Source organism: Chryseobacterium sp. YR221 (genome assembly GCF_900176315.1).
Classification (GTDB): Bacteria; Bacteroidota; Bacteroidia; order Flavobacteriales; family Weeksellaceae; genus Chryseobacterium; species Chryseobacterium rhizosphaerae.
Genome location: NZ_FWXM01000001.1, coordinates 534410 through 550375, shown reverse-complemented (window position 1 = coordinate 550375; position 15966 = coordinate 534410). Strand labels below are relative to the sequence as shown.

The following is a 15966-nucleotide window of genomic DNA, read 5'->3' as shown; positions in this document are numbered from 1 at the left end:
ATGAAGCTTAAATTTAGAAAAATAGCATATCAGTTACATTTATGGCTCGGACTAACGTCCGGGCTTATAGTTGTAATAATGGCGGCTACAGGATGTATTCTCGTCTTCGAAAAAGAATTAAAACAATGGGTACACCCGGAAAGATATTTTGTTGAGGTTATAGGAAAGAAAAAGCTACCTCTGTCTGAGCTTTCCTCAAAAGCTGAAAAGGCCCTTCCGGAAGGATTGAAAATCAAAAGAGTGGTCATGTCTTCTGACCCTTCACAGACTTATGTTTTCCGTACCTTAAAAATGGATAATGATGCTCTAACGTATTGGGGAACTTATCTTTACTATTATAGGGTTTATATGGATCCTTACACAGGAAAAGTACAGGCCGTAGAAGATGCCAAAAAAGATTTTTTTGAAATTGTGCTGGACCTTCACAGAAGGCTTTTGTTGGGCGAGAAGATAGGAAAAACAATCACAGGATATTCCACTCTTATCATGACGATCATTTTATTCTCGGGATTAGTGATATGGTACCCGAGAAAGATGAGCAAGAGCATGTTGAAAGGAATGTTCTTTATTAAAATTTCTGCCAACTGGAAAAGAATTAATTATGACGTTCATAATGTACTGGGATTTTATGCTGTGATTCCTCTATTAATCATTTCTTATTCTGCAATGATCTGGAGTTTTGAGGACGTAGATAAATGGATGAAAAAGACATTAAATGGAAGTGCACCTACGGAACAGAAAGCCAAAAGTAAAATACCGGCAGAAGAATTTTCGGATCAAAAAAACATTTTGGATATGATTGGAAACAAAATGGAAAAAGGTCTTACTGATAAAGAATCAGCCCTTATCAATTTTCCAAGAACGGAAGAAGGGACCTATTATGCTGAACTTACCTATGATAACAGACTGTACCGGAATGATCAGTATAATTTTGACCAATACTCGGGTGAGATGGTAAAACATCAATCGTATAAAGACAAAAATATAGGATATGGAACTGCATTAAGAGAAAGAAATTACGACCTGCATACCGGAAGTATCTTTGGAATGACCAGCAGAATTATTTATTTTTTAGCAGGGATCATTGCTGCATCACTTCCTATTACAGGTTTTATCATCTATTTAAACAGGAAGAAGAAAAAACCAAAGCATAAAAAAAATAAGGTGGTATTTCCATCCCATCACTAAATTTTCAATAAAGCCTCTATATTTTAGGGGCTTTTGCTTTTTCTCTCATAGATTTTTAATCCTCTTCATTTACTCAATCCGCGAGATGTTTTAATTAAAAATAACAGGATAAATCACACTGAATCTTAACCAGATCAATCTGTTGGTCACTACTTTGCTTACTTGAAACAAACCCAATCAGAAATCATTCTTTGTGTCAGAAAATAAGAATACTATGTTTTTTTCTCACGCAGATTAAGCAGATCACGCAGATTTTTTAATGCTCTTTTAATTTGCTCAATCCGCGAGATGTTTTTAATTAAAAATAACAGGATAAATCACACGGAATCTTAACTATATCAACCTGTTAGTGACTACTTTGCTTACTTGAAACAAACACAATCAGAAATCATTATTTGTGTCGGAAAAATAAGAATACTATGTTTTTTTCTCTCGCAGATTAAGCAGATCACGCAGATTTTTTAATGCTCTTTTAATTTGCTCAATCCGCGAGATGTTTTAATTAAAAATAACAGGATAAATCATACGGAATCTTAACTATATCAATCTGTTAGTCACTGCTTTGCTTACTTGAAACAAACCCAATCAGAAATCATTATTTGTGTCGGAAAATTAAGAATACTATGTTTCTTTCTCTCGCAGATTAATCAGATCATGCAGATTTTTAATTCCTTTTAATTTGTGAGTTTCTTACATCAGATCAATAGTTTTACCGTTTTAGAAAAAATTTCAACACTTTTTTCCATTTCTTCGGCATTGAGGTCTCCAAAACCTAATCTCATCGCTGTAAGATGTTTATTCTGATATAGTAATGTTTTAGGAATAAACAGATCATTCTGAGCACAATTTCTGCTAAGCTGCATAAGGTTTATAGGAATATTCCATTCCAGCCAGATAGCCAGCCCTCCCGAAGGTTTTTGGAAATGGATATATTCTTTTAAATGCTCTTCCAATAAAACACTGAAATAATCCCGCCTTTCCTGATAGACTTTCAAAGATTTTTTCAGATACCGGTTAATTTCCCCTTCTTCAATCATCTCTCCCAAAGCTCTTTCCATTAGAATATCACCCTGGCGGTCAATAATACCGAGATATTTACGCATTTCTATCATCAGATTTTCCGGAGCCACAATAAACCCGGTTCTGAATCCCGGAGCTAAAGATTTTCCGAATGAACCTATATAAATAACCATTCCGTTCGTATCAGCACTGGCCAGAGGAAGGATAGGGCTTTTATCATAATGGAATTCATAGTCATAGTCGTCTTCAAGAATAATAAAACCATACTCATTGGCCAGCTCCAGAAGTTCCAGTCTTCGCTGTGCACTTAATGCCACTGTTGTAGGGTAGTGGTGATGCGGAGTAAGATAGAGCATTCTTATCTTTTGCTTTTTACAAGCCTCTCTGACGCTTTCAACAATGATGCCCTCTTCATCTATCGGGATAGAAAGCATTTGAACTCCGGCTTTCATAAAGATCATATTGACTGAAAAATAGCTTAAAGCGCCCACTAACACCACATCTCCGGCAGAAAGAAGAATCTCGGAAACAATATAAATACTCATTTCCGTACTGCGGGTAATCAGGAGGTTGTTTTTAGAAATAGGTAGTCCACGGGATAGATTGAGATAACGCGATAAGTGTTCTTTAAAAAACTCACTTCCATCCTGGTTATAATGTCCCGGGATTTTCTGATTGGTTTTACGCTTGAGGATAGAGCTGTAAAACCGGGAATGCTGACCAATCTGGGTCAGCCTAATATCAGGTACTCCATCATTAAAAACATAGTCACAATCTGAATGTTCAAAAGGATTATCTAAAATATTGGAGGCTTTGAAGGAAAAGCCTGTGGTTTGTGGATAGTTTTGAAGATTATTGGATTTAAAATCATTCATTTTTACCGGTTTTTCCTGATCATTCCCAATAATAAAAGTTCCTTTATTCGGTAAACTTTCCGTCCAGCCCTGAGCAGACAATTCATCATAAACGGCCACAGCTGTATTTCTGTGGATGTCGAGCATATCACTGAAGGTTCTTGTTCCCGGAAGTTTAGTTCCAAAAGGTAAAAATCCCCTTTGTATAGCATTGATCAGCTGATTCGCAATCTGTAAATAGATCGATGTTTCTGATTTTCTGTCAATTTTTATGAAACTTTCATAAGGAATTCTAACCGGACTATCCATAATATAAAAACTGGCACCATATGACCATCCGGCAATATACTACTTTTGACATCAAAATAAAAATCAATGGAATTTCAGCACTTATTACAAAGGGTGGTACAGGATAATACCACTCACGCCAAATGGCTGAACACACTTTCCTTTATGGAGAATGCAGGGGCCAGAAAAATATCAAAATGCGAACATCCGGTTTCAGTAACACTGATTCAGCTTAAGCATGCCGCTGAAGAGCACCGTCACGCTTACTATCTCAAAAAGCAAATCGGAAAGATTGATTCCGAATTATGCAAAACTTACGAAAATAAAGAACTTCTTGCTCCCACTGCAACCCGACATTACCTTCACGCACTGGATATTAAGGCTTGCAGGTATCTTCAGCAGGTTTTTCAGCTTAGCCAGGAAGAGCTCAAGTTTGCAGCCTACCTCTTTGTAACCTATGCTATTGAAGTTCGGGCCGATGAATTGTACCCGGTATATCAGGATATCCTTACCCAGGAATCTTCCCGGATCATGGTGAAATCTATTATTCTTGAAGAAGAAGGACATCTGGAAGAAATGATCAATCAGCTCAATGAATTTTCCGGTGACTGGAAAATACATGCTGAAAATATACTGAACATTGAGAAAGAACTGCATCATCAATGGATTAATGCGATTACAAAAGAAGTGGAAGAGTTGAATTATGCTTAACAGTATTCATCGTTTTCAGGAATCACTCAATACAAGAAATGAAGAAGGGAGACTAAGAAGATTAACGCTTCAGCCTGAAGGAATTGATTTTTATTCTAATGATTATCTGGGATTGGCAAGAAGTACAGAATTTCAAACTCTCCTGTTGCAAAGCATTAATGATAATCCTCAGCTGCTTTCAGGAAGTACCGGCTCCAGATTAATCAGTGGTAATACCGGTATGGCAACTTCTGTAGAACGTTGTATTGCAGAAAATCATCATTTTCCTGCAGCACTTCTTTTCCCATCAGGGTATAATGCTAATCTTGCTCTGTTCTCAACACTTCCCAGCCGTCATGATACGGTGATTGTAGATGAGCAGATCCATCGCTCCGTCCACGATGCCTGCAGAATGTCAAATGCCAAAAAAGTAAAATTCCGGCATAACGATCTGAACGATTTGGAAAACCTATTGAAGAAACAGAAAACGCATTGTTATATCGCTATAGAAAGCCTTTATTCTATGGAAGGAGATTGTGCTCCCATCCGGGAGATTGCCGCTCTTGCTAAGCAATATCATGCAGATTTGCTGGTAGATGAAGCGCATGCTTTTGGTGTTTTTGGAAATGGATTAATTGAAAAGTATCAGTTACAAAATCAGGTGCTGGCAGCTGTGGTAACGTATGGTAAAGCATTGGGAGCCCACGGAGCCGCAATTCTCTGTAATGAAACTGTAAAATCTTATCTTATCAATTTTGCATCTCCATTTATTTATACCACTTCTGCGCAGGATTTTCAATGGATGAGTATCAAAACTGGTTATGAATTTTTAGAAAAGAAGCAGGAGCTGTCAAAAAAGCTTCACGAAAACATCAGAACTTTCAGAAATCAGGGTCTGAAGACACCTTCTTCTGAAGTCAGCCCCATTCAGGCTATTGTAATTCCGGATAATCAAAAACTGAAAACGGTACAGAATACTTTATCTGATGAAGGGTTCTTAACCTATGCCGTATACAGTCCAACGGTAAAAGAAGGAAGTGAGAGAATCAGAATATGCCTTCATAGCTTCAATACGGAAGATGAAATACTAAAACTTACAAGAATTATTAAAGAATTGAATTAACAGGAAAAGGGTAAAAAATCGAAGTAACCTATAAAATAAAAGGAATTGAATTTCAACCCAAACCCCGAACCCCGAAAAATCATATGAAACTATTTATAACAGGAATAGGGACTGAAATAGGAAAAACCATCTGTTCAGCTATTTTGGTTCAGTATTTTAAAGCAGATTACTGGAAACCCGTACAGTCCGGAGATCTCCATTACACAGACAGTCATAAAATTGAGGACTGGACAGACCATACCACCTGCTATCCGGAAACACATCGCCTGCAACTGGCTGCATCTCCTCATCAGTCTGCACGGGAAAAAAACATACAGATTCAACTTGATGATTTTCAATTGCCGGAAACTGAAAATTCATTGATTGTAGAAGGAGCCGGAGGATTGATGGTACCGCTTTCAGATCATATTTTTATGATTGATCTGATAGAGATACTGGAGCTGCCTGCCGCACTTGTTGTCAGAAACTATTTAGGATGTATCAATCACAGCTTGCTTTCAATAATGGCATTACAGCAAAGAAATATAAAGCTGGAATACCTGATCCTTAATGGAACTTTTCCACAGGATACAGAAAGACTCATCTGCAGCTTTATTGAAAGTGATACAAAAATTATCAGGATCCCGGAGATTACCTATGCTGATAAAGAACACATTAAAATGGCTGCAAAGCAATTAACAATAACAAAATTATGATAATGGATAAGAAAACAGAAATTAGACACAACTGGACCAAAGAAGAAATTGAAGAAATTTATCATTTGCCCCTGATGGAGCTTATTTATAAAGCGGCCACAGTACATAGAGAACGACATGATCCCTCTGAAGTACAGATCTCCACATTATTGTCAATCAAAACCGGAGGATGCCCGGAAGACTGTTCCTATTGCGGGCAGGCTGCGCGTTATCATACCAATATCAAAGTACAGGCTTTATTGCCTACGGAAACGGTAATAGCTCATGCACAGAAAGCTAGGGACAGTGGATCTTCCCGTTTCTGCATGGCTGCAGCATGGCGAGAAGTTCGTAACAACCGTGATTTCGACAGAGTGATCGATATGGTGAAGGGAGTGAATGAACTTGGACTGGAAGTATGTTGTACGTTAGGAATGCTTACCGAAGAGCAGGCAATACGACTTCAGGAAGCCGGTTTGTATGCCTACAACCATAATCTGGATACTTCTGAACAGTATTATGAAGAAATCATTTCTACCAGAACATTCGATAACAGGATTAATACGATCAACAATGTAAGGAAGGCTGGAATCACAGTATGTTCAGGAGGAATTATCGGTCTTGGAGAAACACATAGGGACAGGATTTCAATGATTTTGACCTTAGCAACGATGCCTAAGCATCCGGAATCTGTACCCATCAATGCATTGGCAAGGGTAGAAGGAACACCACTGGAGAATAACGAAAAAGTAGATACCTGGGAAATGGTAAGAATGATTGCGACCGCGAGGATTGTAATGCCGGCTTCTATGGTACGACTGAGTGCTGGACGTATTGAAATGACAGAAACTGAACAGGCATGGTGCTTTATGGCAGGTGCAAACTCTATTTTCACGGGAGAAAGAGAAACTTTATTGGTGACTCCTAATCCGGGAGTATCTGAAGATATGCAGATGCTGGAAACACTGGGATTGAAACCCATGAAATCTAATCAGGAAGTTAAATGTTGCTAGATCAATGTCAAACTCTAAATAATCACTTATGGGATTTTGGATTTTAATTATAAACATTCTGAAATGTATTCAGACTTTGTTATCAGATTTTTTACCGGGTTAGGTTGAATCCGGACAGCATTCCAATGAAGTGGAAATCTTAATGCGAAAGTTCGCAAGAGGTTTATGTGCAAGCAAACATCTTTTGCGAACTTATACTAATGAATCAGGAATACGAAGTTTTTGCGGACTTTGTGACCAATTAAAAATATGTTATAAACATTTTACCTCAAAATATGAATACGATAACACAACTTAGTCTTCAGGAAAGAGATAAAGCAGTCAACTGGCATCCGTATACCCAGATGAAAACAGCTGCTGATGCCATACCGATTATTAAAGGGGAAGGGGTTTACCTTTATGATCATGAAGGTAAAAAATATCTGGATGTAGTCTCTTCGTGGTGGGTAACTCTGCATGGACATTCTCATCCTTATATTGCCCAGCGGGTATTCGAACAGCTTAACACCCTGGAACAGGTTATTTTTGCCGGATTTACCCATGAACCGGCTGTACAGCTTTCAGAAAACTTATTGAATATTCTTCCTCACAATCAGAATAAAGTGTTTTATTCTGACAATGGTTCCACAGCGGTAGAAGTAGCGCTGAAGATGTGTATTCAGTATGCTAACAATCAGGGAAAGGAGAAAACTAAAATTTTAGCTTTCAAAAATGCCTATCATGGAGATACATTCGGAGCAATGGCTGTAAGTGGAAAAAGCTTTTGGACCAAACCTTTTGAAAGCAGGTTATTTGAAGTTGTTTTTATCGATACGCCTACAGCGGAGAATCTGGAAGATTTAAAAATACAGATTGGGCAGTTAGCAGATGAAGTAGCTTGTTTTATTTTTGAACCGTTGGTGCAGGGAGCAGCAGGAATGCTGATGTACAGTGCAGAAAATCTTGATGAATTGATGCAGTATTGCAGGACGCAGGGAATTTTAATGATTCAAGATGAAGTGTTCACAGGCTTCGGAAGGACCGGAAAACTTTTTGCAACAGATTACCTTACAGAAAAACCGGACATCATGTGTTTTTCAAAAGGACTTACAGGGGGTACCATGCCTATGGGGATTACAACCTGCACTCATGAAATTTACAATGCTTTTTTATCTGATGACCGTCATAAGACATTATTCCACGGACATTCTTTTACGGCAAATCCTTTAGCCTGTGCTGCAGCGTTAGCCAGTATGGAATTATTACTTAAAGAAGAAACCCAAATGAATATCAAACGTATTACCCAGCAGCATTCGGAATTTATAAAAATGATTTCCTTGCATCCACAAGTTGAAAATGCACGTCAAATCGGAACTATTTTAGCTTTTGATTTTAAAACCGGGAATGGTACTTCTTATTTCAATGAAATAGGGAAGAAGCTTTATAATGAATTCTTACAGAGAGGAATGATTATGAGGCCACTGGGAAATGTAATATATCTGGTTCCGCCCTATTGTATTACCTCCGAAGAATTGGATTTTGTATATCAGAATATTATAGAAGTCCTGGATCAGTTTAAAGACTAAATGATCTCTTCCGGTATAGAGTATTGTAATCAAAAGAATTCCCCGTGGCAAGCCTCAGGGAATCCTTTTGATTCTTTTCATGTGCAGAATCTAATTACAGTTTTTAAGATGTACATTTTCTACTTCTTACTAAATTTTTTTGTAGAAACTTTTCCATTTTCAAAAATGATTTTCGCAAAATAAACTCCTTTAGAAAGTTCAGAAACATCTGAATTATTCTCTTTTACAGTTTTTAATAGCTTTCCATCAATAGAATAGATTTCTATTCTGCTAATTTTTTCTTTTGAATGATACACTAAATCTTGTTTTACAGGGCTTTCAAAAGTAATTTCAGTATTGTTTTTTACCGTTTCTTTTGTTGATAATGTAGCATCATCGTTTACAAGATATTTAACAATGTTTAATGTTTCTCCATCTGTACTCACAATGATGTTATTATCAAAAACCTTTATTGCATTAATATTATGATATCGTAAATTAGGATCATTTTCTATATATTCTCCAAATAAAGGATAAACAGTTCCATTTTGATTAAGCTTAGAGATATAATAATAAGTATATCCATTATTATTGAGTTCAGCATAGCCTGCAAGATAATAATAACCATTTTTTTCATAGATATCCCGAAATTCCAGACCGGCAATACCATTATAATTGAATGTCGTATCTGGTGAGCCATCAGCATTAAGCCTTCCTAAGGTAGGTGGTGTCTGCCACATTAAGTCATTTTTTGCATACACAATTCTATCAGCAGAATCTACTTTTACAATACTTGTTTCTCCACTAAACAAAACTTCTCCATTATTACCAAAACCAGTCATAGGCTGTCCGTCAACAGTGTATTTCTTTATGGTACCATTTCCGAAAAAAAGAAGATTAAACTGGTTATCTAAAATGATATGAGGAAGATAAGAACTTTGCAAAGGATTCTGTTGATAAGTCAATATCTCTCCGTTATTCCCAAAGCTGTTGTCTAATGTGCCATCAGAATTTAATCTCAACGTATGAGTTTTCGAGTCAGTTTGTCCAAAAGAATCCATACTAATTCCTGAAACAAGAATTTTATTTCCCTGCTGTATAAGATTAGTTAATTCAAAAGAAACTGATAAATTGGCTAATGCCTTTATTCCTCCATTTCCAAAAGAAGGGTCTGATTGCCCATTCGAAAGTAATCGGACTACATCCAGATAATACGTATTGTTTGTAGAATCATATCGTTTGAGTAGTAAAGTTAATTTATCATCGGTATGTCTTATACATCCAACAAGAGAACCGTCGTTGTAGTTCAGTACAATTTTACCATTTGTTCCAAAAGTCAAATCTAAAGGGCCGCTGTAACCCGTCGCTTTAGAAATAATTAATTGGTTGAGACTGGGGTCATAGGATTTATAAAATACTGAACTTGTTGCTGCAGTTAATTCTCCTGCATAGCTGCTTCCCGTTCCTAAATATGAGTTTCCTGCCGGAAGAGTATAAATCCCGTTTGAAGCAAACGTAGGATCTTTGGAAATAATTTGCGCGAAGGAAGTTTGTGTTATAAGAATAAACACAAATAATAATTTTTTTTTCATTGTTTGTTTTTTTTTAATAGGAAATTTTGAGGTTATATTTTGTAACCTACATCAACATATAATTTTTGGGTTGTGTTTCCAAATATATGATAAAGTTTTAGAAAAGTAAAGAACTCTCCGGATTTTGCCTTTTAACAGATATTTTACTAGAAAAAAATCAACTAAAGCCAATGAAAGAGTAAATGTTGCGCTGAGAAATTCCTGCGGGAGATTGGTATTATGGGTTCAGTTCGTTACCCCATTTATGCAGTGCATCAAGAATAGGACCTAATTTTCTGGCTCTGTCTGAAAGTTTGTAATATACTTCCGGAGGGAAATTGTATACTTCAATACGTTGAATAATATCATTTTCTTCCAGCTGTTTTAGCTGTTCTGCTAACACTTTCTTGGAAACTCTCGGCATTTTTCGCCAAAGCTCCACAAAACGTACCTGTTCCTCCTCAAAAAGAGAGGATAAGATCAGAGGTTTCCATTTTCCGGACAGGATATCCAGGCTCCGTCGAAGTCCACACGTTTTAAATTCTTCAAAATTCATCAATTCCTTACTATAAATATGGTTAACCTTTTGGTAACCATCGATTATTTTGCGGTCATTAACCGATAGATTTGTTCAGCAAATTTAAACAAAATGAAACTACAATTATGGCGCAATGCAACATTACTGTTAAATAACAATGACGTGAATATCCTTATTGATCCTATGCTTGGAGATAAAGGATCTTTGGGAAAATTTCCTATGACAGATAGTGAACTCCTGAATCCATTGGTTGATCTTCCGTTCAGTCATGAAGAATTGGTGCAAAAACTGGAAAAAGTAGATGCTGTAGTTATTACTCATCTCCATCCCGACCATTGGGATTCAAAAGCAATAGAGCTCATCGATAAAAATATGCTTATTCTGTGTCCCTCCGTCATTTCAGAACAAATAGCGGAGCAAGGATTTAGAAATGTGATCCCTATCAGTGATCATCTCCATTGGAATAGTATGGATATATTTATCACGAAAGGACAGCACGGAACCGGAGAAATTGGAGAAAAAATGGGAGTGGTAAACGGATTTGTTTTTAAAACGGCTAACCAGTCCGTTTATATTGTTGGGGACAGTATCTGGTATGATGATATTGCAGAGGAGATAGACAGGTATCAGCCAGAGCACATTATTGTGGCAGGCGGAGCTGCCACTTTTTCAATGGGAGATCCTATTATTATGACGAGTGAAGATATTATAAAAGTCTGCAGGTATGCTCCCGAAGCATTCGTATGGGTTACCCATCTGGAAGCGGTGAGCCATTGCAAAGAAGACAGAAAGTATATTGAGGAAAAGATAGTTAAAGAAGGGTTAGCTGATCAATGTTTTATCCTAAAAGATGGTGAAGAAATCACCTTAGAGTTCAAGTCGTAGGAATACCCCTTTGGGATGGCTTGTTTTTTGGACTCTCATTCATAAATAATTTTATGCTTTCAGTTTTTTTCTTAAATCTTGATTGGAAAGAATTATTATTGGGACATGAAGAATGGTCTTTTCTTTTAGAGATCATTCTTCGTACCATGATTATGTTCCTGGCTATTATTATCGGGTTGAGGATTTTAGGGAAAAGAGGTGTTAAACAACTCTCTATCTTTGAACTGGTAGTTATTATTGGATTAGGTTCTGCAGCAGGAGATCCCATGTTTAATAAAGATGTCGGAATTATTTCTTCCCTTATTGTTTTCATTGTCATTATTCTCCTGTATACAATCGTTACATTCTTTATTGGAAAAAGTAAGACTTTCGAAAAGCTGGTGGAGGGAAAATCCATCTGTCTGATAGAAAATGGTGAATTTTCCGTTAAGAACTTCCAAAAAGAAAATTTAGGAAGTGATGAATTCTTTGCGGAGCTAAGATTAAAAGGTGTTTCGCAGCTTGGACAGATCGAAATTGCAATTGAAGAAATCTCCGGAGAAATCAGTGTGTTTTTCTATGAAGACCAATATGTGAAATATGGGCTTCCTATTATGCCAGATTCACTGGAAAATCCATTAAAATCTATTCATGATGAAGGATATTATTCCTGTACATTCTGTGGTCATACGGAATATAAAACAGCAGGCAATTCAGAAAATTGCCCTAGCTGTTTAAAGGATGAATGGGTGGTGTCCAGTAACAGGAAACGCATCACCTGAAGTTGATCCAGCCAACTTTATTTAATCTTCTACATATCTGTTTCTTGCTGCTTTCAATCCAAAATACAGCATAATCAGTACTGCAATACTCAGGAAATAAAAGGATGTATTCCATGAAATATCCCAATCATGAAGTTTTCCAAAAACAGGAGGTCCAAATCCGGCGATAAGATATCCTACGGATTGTGCCATTCCTGAAATTTTCACTGCATTGATACTGCTTTTTGTTCTTGTAGAGAAAAACAGGATAGACAGGCTGAAAGACAATCCATTGGATAGGCCTATGATAACTGCATTTACATAAATCCATTGGGATTTTAGCAGTACAAACATCATGGTACTTGTAAACATTAAGGCGCAGATAAAAAGAATCATAATCCTTTGATCCTTCATTTTACTGGCTATAATCGGGCAGCAAAACGTCACCGGAATCATCGTAATCTGAATGACAAAAAGAACCCAGCCGGAGCTTTCTCCCTGCATATTATAATCTGCGAGGAAGGAGGGTAGCCAGGCAACCATGCAGTAATAAAACAGAGACTGAAGTCCCATGAAAATGCTAATATTCCATGCCTGGGAAGATTTGAACATATTAATCCCAGAGGTACTCAACGCCACTTTGGGTTGGTCAGAATTCTTTTTGTTGAAAAGAAGCTCAAGGAGTAATACAAGAAATCCCAATCCTGCAATAATAAGCCAGATCCCTAATGAACCCCGCCATCCAAAGCCCGTCCATTCTCCAATTCTTACACTAAAACCTGAAGCCAGTGCAGCAGTAAGGTTCATAGAAACCGCAAAAATTCCGGTCATAAGACCAATCTGTTTTGGGAAGTTATTTTTAACATATCCGGGGGTTACCACATTACCAATACAAATTCCCAACCCTATGAATATCGATCCCAGAAACAACATGGGCAGTGATCCGGAAATACGAAGAAAAAGCCCAAAACTTAAAATAAGTAAGGAATACATCAATAGCTTACTGATTCCAAGGGTATTGGAAAATCTACTCACCAATACCGAACAGCCTGCAAACATAAAAAGAGGAATGGAGGTCAGCAAACTCACCTGAAAATTATCCAGTTGTAAAGCTTCTCTCACCTCGTTTAATACAGGAGATACTGCAACAATAGGCGAACGAAGATTACTTGAGATCAGTATAACCACCAAAACATTAATGATCAGTAAAGCATAAGATGCTTTTTTTCTTATTTCACTCTTCATCATAATAAAAACTTTTGTGCAAAATTAGCATAGTAATTTTGTTTAATTTTGCCAAAGTTTTAACTTAAAACGACATGAATGCGAATAACAGTATAGAAGTAGATGAACTGCATAAGCCTTATTTTGTCTGGTTTGAAGAAAACTGGATTCATGATGATGTGCTTCACCAGCATCAAAAAGGGCAGCTGGTGTATGTAGAAAGCGGGTTTCAGTATATTACCATTGAAGAAAAGATTTACCTTCTTCCCCAAAACCATGCTGTTTGGATTCCTCCCAATACCATCCATAAGACCAATTCGCATTCTGAGAAAATCAATCTGATGATTATGTTTGCTGAAGTTGACAGAAAAAACTCTTTTTACCATGAAGTCAACGTATTTTCAGTTCCTCCGGTTTTAAAAGAAATGATAAAATATGTGGAAAAATGGTCTAAACTACTCTTAAAAGATGCCGATGAAACCATATTTTTAAGAGCATTATTCAATGAGCTTCCTCATTTCGTAGAACATTCTCTGAAACTCCATATCTGTCTTCCTAAAGACAAACGCCTAACAAAAGTGATAGAACACCTGCATCATGATTATCACAAAGAAATTAGAATAGAAGACCTGGGAGAGACGGCATTATTATCTACCCGTACTTTAGAACGTATTTTCAAAAAAGAAACCGGGCTTACACTCAGCAAATATCAGCAGATGCTGCGAATCATCAAAAGTCTTGAGCTTTTGAGTGCCGGAAATCTTACCATTTCCGAAACAGCCTATGAAGTAGGGTACAAGAGTGTACAGGCTTACACAAGAAGCTTTCAGGCTGTGATGCAGTTCCGGCCTACCGATTTTGTGAAAAATATTAAATAGCGGGCAAAATCTCATTTTTTAGTTCTGATCCTAAGTACCATAAATGTTGAATAATATGTTTATGCCGTTGATCTTACTATAAAACATTAAAAAGGGATTTATTGTTCATTGTAAATGTATACGACACCCTATATTAAAGTATTTATTGATTTTAAAAAGTACAATATTTCACCATTTATTGCATTTTCATATTAGCAGTGAATAATCAATTATAGGATCAGTGGAAGCAAAAAGGTCCCCACTAATGGAGACCTTAAAAAAACACAAATGATGAAAAAAAATTATTTCGATCCACAAATATAAGTAAAATTAATATTATGCAAAACATTATATATGCATTTTTTTTAAAAATTATTGATTTTGATAGAAAATAACTATTCTTTAACTGATGCAAGTTTTCTTTAGCATTGTGGAATTTTATGGGTGTATAATTGTACCTCTTTAAAATATCTATTTCTAATGACATCATAGGGTATATGATGCAAATCCGTAATTGTACATCATCCTAAAAATGAATGATCGCTGTTGGTGTTTTTGATTGTGACTACACTCATAAAATAAAGCGCATCATTTTCATTAACTTGCTTTAAAACAGACGGTATGAAACCAAAGCAAATAAAAGGGGTTCCTCAGCAAAAATCCGGAGGATTTCATGACACGGAAAGCCGAAAACAGTTTGCAGCGCCACTGATTCCATTGAAATTTGAAATAGTAAAAAAAAGATTTTTCTCCATCAACAAATGGAAAAGCTATTGTGGAGACGCTTTTGCCGCATTTAAACTGTATGATTCCAATGCCATCCCTGTAGAAAGAGAACCTCTAAAAGGCGATTTTATCAGAATCAATATCCCGGGGCCGGGAGAAACGGAAGCAAAAGGTTATGATTGGGTGGAAATAACAGAGATCTGTTATTATGAAGATACAATCTCCGAAAGCATCATGATTACCTGCAGACCGTCACAGGATCCTAAGAATAAAAGCAACGCCCATATTGCCCACTTTTATAGCTCAAAAGCCACTTCTACATTTATGATCCAGAGAGATTCAACTCACATACAAACGGCAGTATATGGGAGAAATGAATCTCCTAATTTCAATGCAAGACTCTTTGATATCATTAGAAATATGTTGGTTGCTGCCGGAGGAATGATTGGAATCGCCAAAATCCAGTGGGAACAGCTTACAGATGGTTTTCTGGACTTTGAATAGAAATGCCCTATCTCTTTTTGACATCTGTACGATTTGCTTAAACGGCTTCTGTTACGGATAAATTCTTAAAAAATTAATACGAATTGATTTCAAAAAAAAAAAATTAAGCCTTATATTTGCGGGACAATGTTAAAATGGATTTCCATATTATGCTCGATGATATATGTGATGGCTACCACCAATGCGGGGGAAGTGCTCAAAGTACCTATGTTTGTTGAACATTATATAGAGTATCATGGTAATCTTTCAGAATTTGTTTTGGAGCACTATGACAATCATAAAAAAGATTCCGACTGGGATCTCGACCAAAAATTACCTTTTATCAATCCACCTATCGTACTAACAGTCTATGCTCAGTTGCCCGAGCTTAGTTTTGAAATAAAAAAGCCTGTAGAAATTACGATTCCACAGAAGAATAGCATCTACCAGGAAAAGGATTTCTCAAACCTATATCTTTCCAGAATTTTCCAGCCTCCACGGCTTTCTTAATTAATTTCAGATTCAAGATCAATGCTTTAAGTTTTTAC

The 15966-nt window shown here is 36.6% G+C and carries 15 protein-coding genes; 11 read left to right on the top strand and 4 right to left on the bottom strand.

Features of this window, described 5'->3' with window-relative positions; genetic code table 11:
- Complete coding sequence (locus B8967_RS02510) at positions 1–1188, top strand: PepSY-associated TM helix domain-containing protein (protein ID WP_084084246.1); 1188 nt, start codon at positions 1–3, stop codon at positions 1186–1188.
- 695 nt (positions 1189–1883) lie between these two features.
- Here B8967_RS02510 and B8967_RS02505 read toward each other — a convergent pair.
- Entirely contained in the window at positions 1884–3371 is a 1488-nt protein-coding gene (locus B8967_RS02505) for an aminotransferase-like domain-containing protein (RefSeq protein WP_084084245.1), read from the bottom strand.
- Positions 3372–3437: 66 nt separating this feature from the next.
- Here B8967_RS02505 and B8967_RS02500 point away from each other — a divergent pair, with 66 nt between their 5' ends.
- The 5 genes from B8967_RS02500 to bioA all read left to right on the top strand — a co-directional run bounded on the left by B8967_RS02500 (position 3438) and on the right by bioA (position 8415).
- A complete protein-coding gene (locus B8967_RS02500) occupies positions 3438–4061 on the top strand; it encodes a hypothetical protein (protein ID WP_084084244.1) in 624 nt (207 codons plus the stop codon).
- On the top strand, positions 4054–5163 hold the full coding sequence (locus B8967_RS02495; protein ID WP_084084243.1) for an aminotransferase class I/II-fold pyridoxal phosphate-dependent enzyme: 1110 nt from the start codon (positions 4054–4056) through the stop codon (positions 5161–5163). The genes B8967_RS02500 and B8967_RS02495 overlap by 8 nt, the downstream gene beginning before the upstream one ends.
- A gap of 83 nt (positions 5164–5246) precedes the next feature.
- Positions 5247–5858, top strand: coding sequence for a dethiobiotin synthase (bioD, locus tag B8967_RS02490; protein WP_084084242.1), 612 nt, complete (start codon positions 5247–5249; stop codon positions 5856–5858).
- A 2-nt stretch (positions 5859–5860) separates the two neighbouring features.
- On the top strand, positions 5861–6850 hold the full coding sequence (bioB, locus tag B8967_RS02485) for a biotin synthase BioB (protein ID WP_084084241.1): 990 nt from the start codon (positions 5861–5863) through the stop codon (positions 6848–6850).
- Positions 6851–7125: 275 nt separating this feature from the next.
- Entirely contained in the window at positions 7126–8415 is a 1290-nt protein-coding gene (gene bioA, locus B8967_RS02480) for an adenosylmethionine--8-amino-7-oxononanoate transaminase (protein ID WP_084084240.1), read from the top strand.
- A gap of 119 nt (positions 8416–8534) precedes the next feature.
- Here bioA and B8967_RS02475 read toward each other — a convergent pair whose 3' ends face one another.
- Both B8967_RS02475 and B8967_RS02470 read right to left on the bottom strand, forming a co-directional pair.
- A complete protein-coding gene (locus B8967_RS02475) occupies positions 8535–9986 on the bottom strand; it encodes a T9SS type A sorting domain-containing protein (protein WP_084084239.1) in 1452 nt (483 codons plus the stop codon).
- A 217-nt stretch (positions 9987–10203) separates the two neighbouring features.
- A complete protein-coding gene (locus tag B8967_RS02470) occupies positions 10204–10521 on the bottom strand; it encodes a winged helix-turn-helix transcriptional regulator (protein ID WP_047496518.1) in 318 nt (105 codons plus the stop codon).
- Between the two features lie 93 nt (positions 10522–10614).
- Here B8967_RS02470 and B8967_RS02465 point away from each other — a divergent pair, with 93 nt between their 5' ends.
- Positions 10615–11388: an MBL fold metallo-hydrolase gene (locus tag B8967_RS02465; protein ID WP_084084238.1), complete on the top strand. Its 774-nt coding sequence runs from the start codon at positions 10615–10617 to the stop codon at positions 11386–11388.
- A gap of 53 nt (positions 11389–11441) precedes the next feature.
- Entirely contained in the window at positions 11442–12149 is a 708-nt protein-coding gene (locus B8967_RS02460; protein ID WP_084084237.1) for a DUF421 domain-containing protein, read from the top strand.
- A 21-nt stretch (positions 12150–12170) separates the two neighbouring features.
- Here the strand turns inward: B8967_RS02460 and B8967_RS02455 are convergent, their stop codons facing one another.
- Positions 12171–13376 carry a CynX/NimT family MFS transporter gene (locus tag B8967_RS02455; RefSeq protein WP_228405994.1) on the bottom strand — a complete coding sequence of 402 codons (1206 nt, stop codon included), beginning with the start codon at positions 13374–13376 and terminating at the stop codon, positions 12171–12173.
- Between the two features lie 71 nt (positions 13377–13447).
- On the opposite strand from B8967_RS02455, the gene B8967_RS02450 reads away from it, so the two are divergent.
- The 3 genes from B8967_RS02450 (at position 13448) to B8967_RS02440 (ending at position 15928) form a co-directional block, all read left to right on the top strand.
- On the top strand, positions 13448–14230 hold the full coding sequence (locus B8967_RS02450) for a helix-turn-helix domain-containing protein (protein WP_084084235.1): 783 nt from the start codon (positions 13448–13450) through the stop codon (positions 14228–14230).
- 600 nt (positions 14231–14830) lie between these two features.
- Positions 14831–15439: a hypothetical protein gene (locus tag B8967_RS02445; protein WP_084084234.1), complete on the top strand. Its 609-nt coding sequence runs from the start codon at positions 14831–14833 to the stop codon at positions 15437–15439.
- Between the two features lie 126 nt (positions 15440–15565).
- Positions 15566–15928 (top strand): hypothetical protein, encoded by a 363-nt coding sequence (locus B8967_RS02440; protein ID WP_143330449.1) that lies wholly within the window; start codon positions 15566–15568, stop codon positions 15926–15928.
- The last annotated feature ends 38 nt before the right edge of the window (positions 15929–15966 follow it).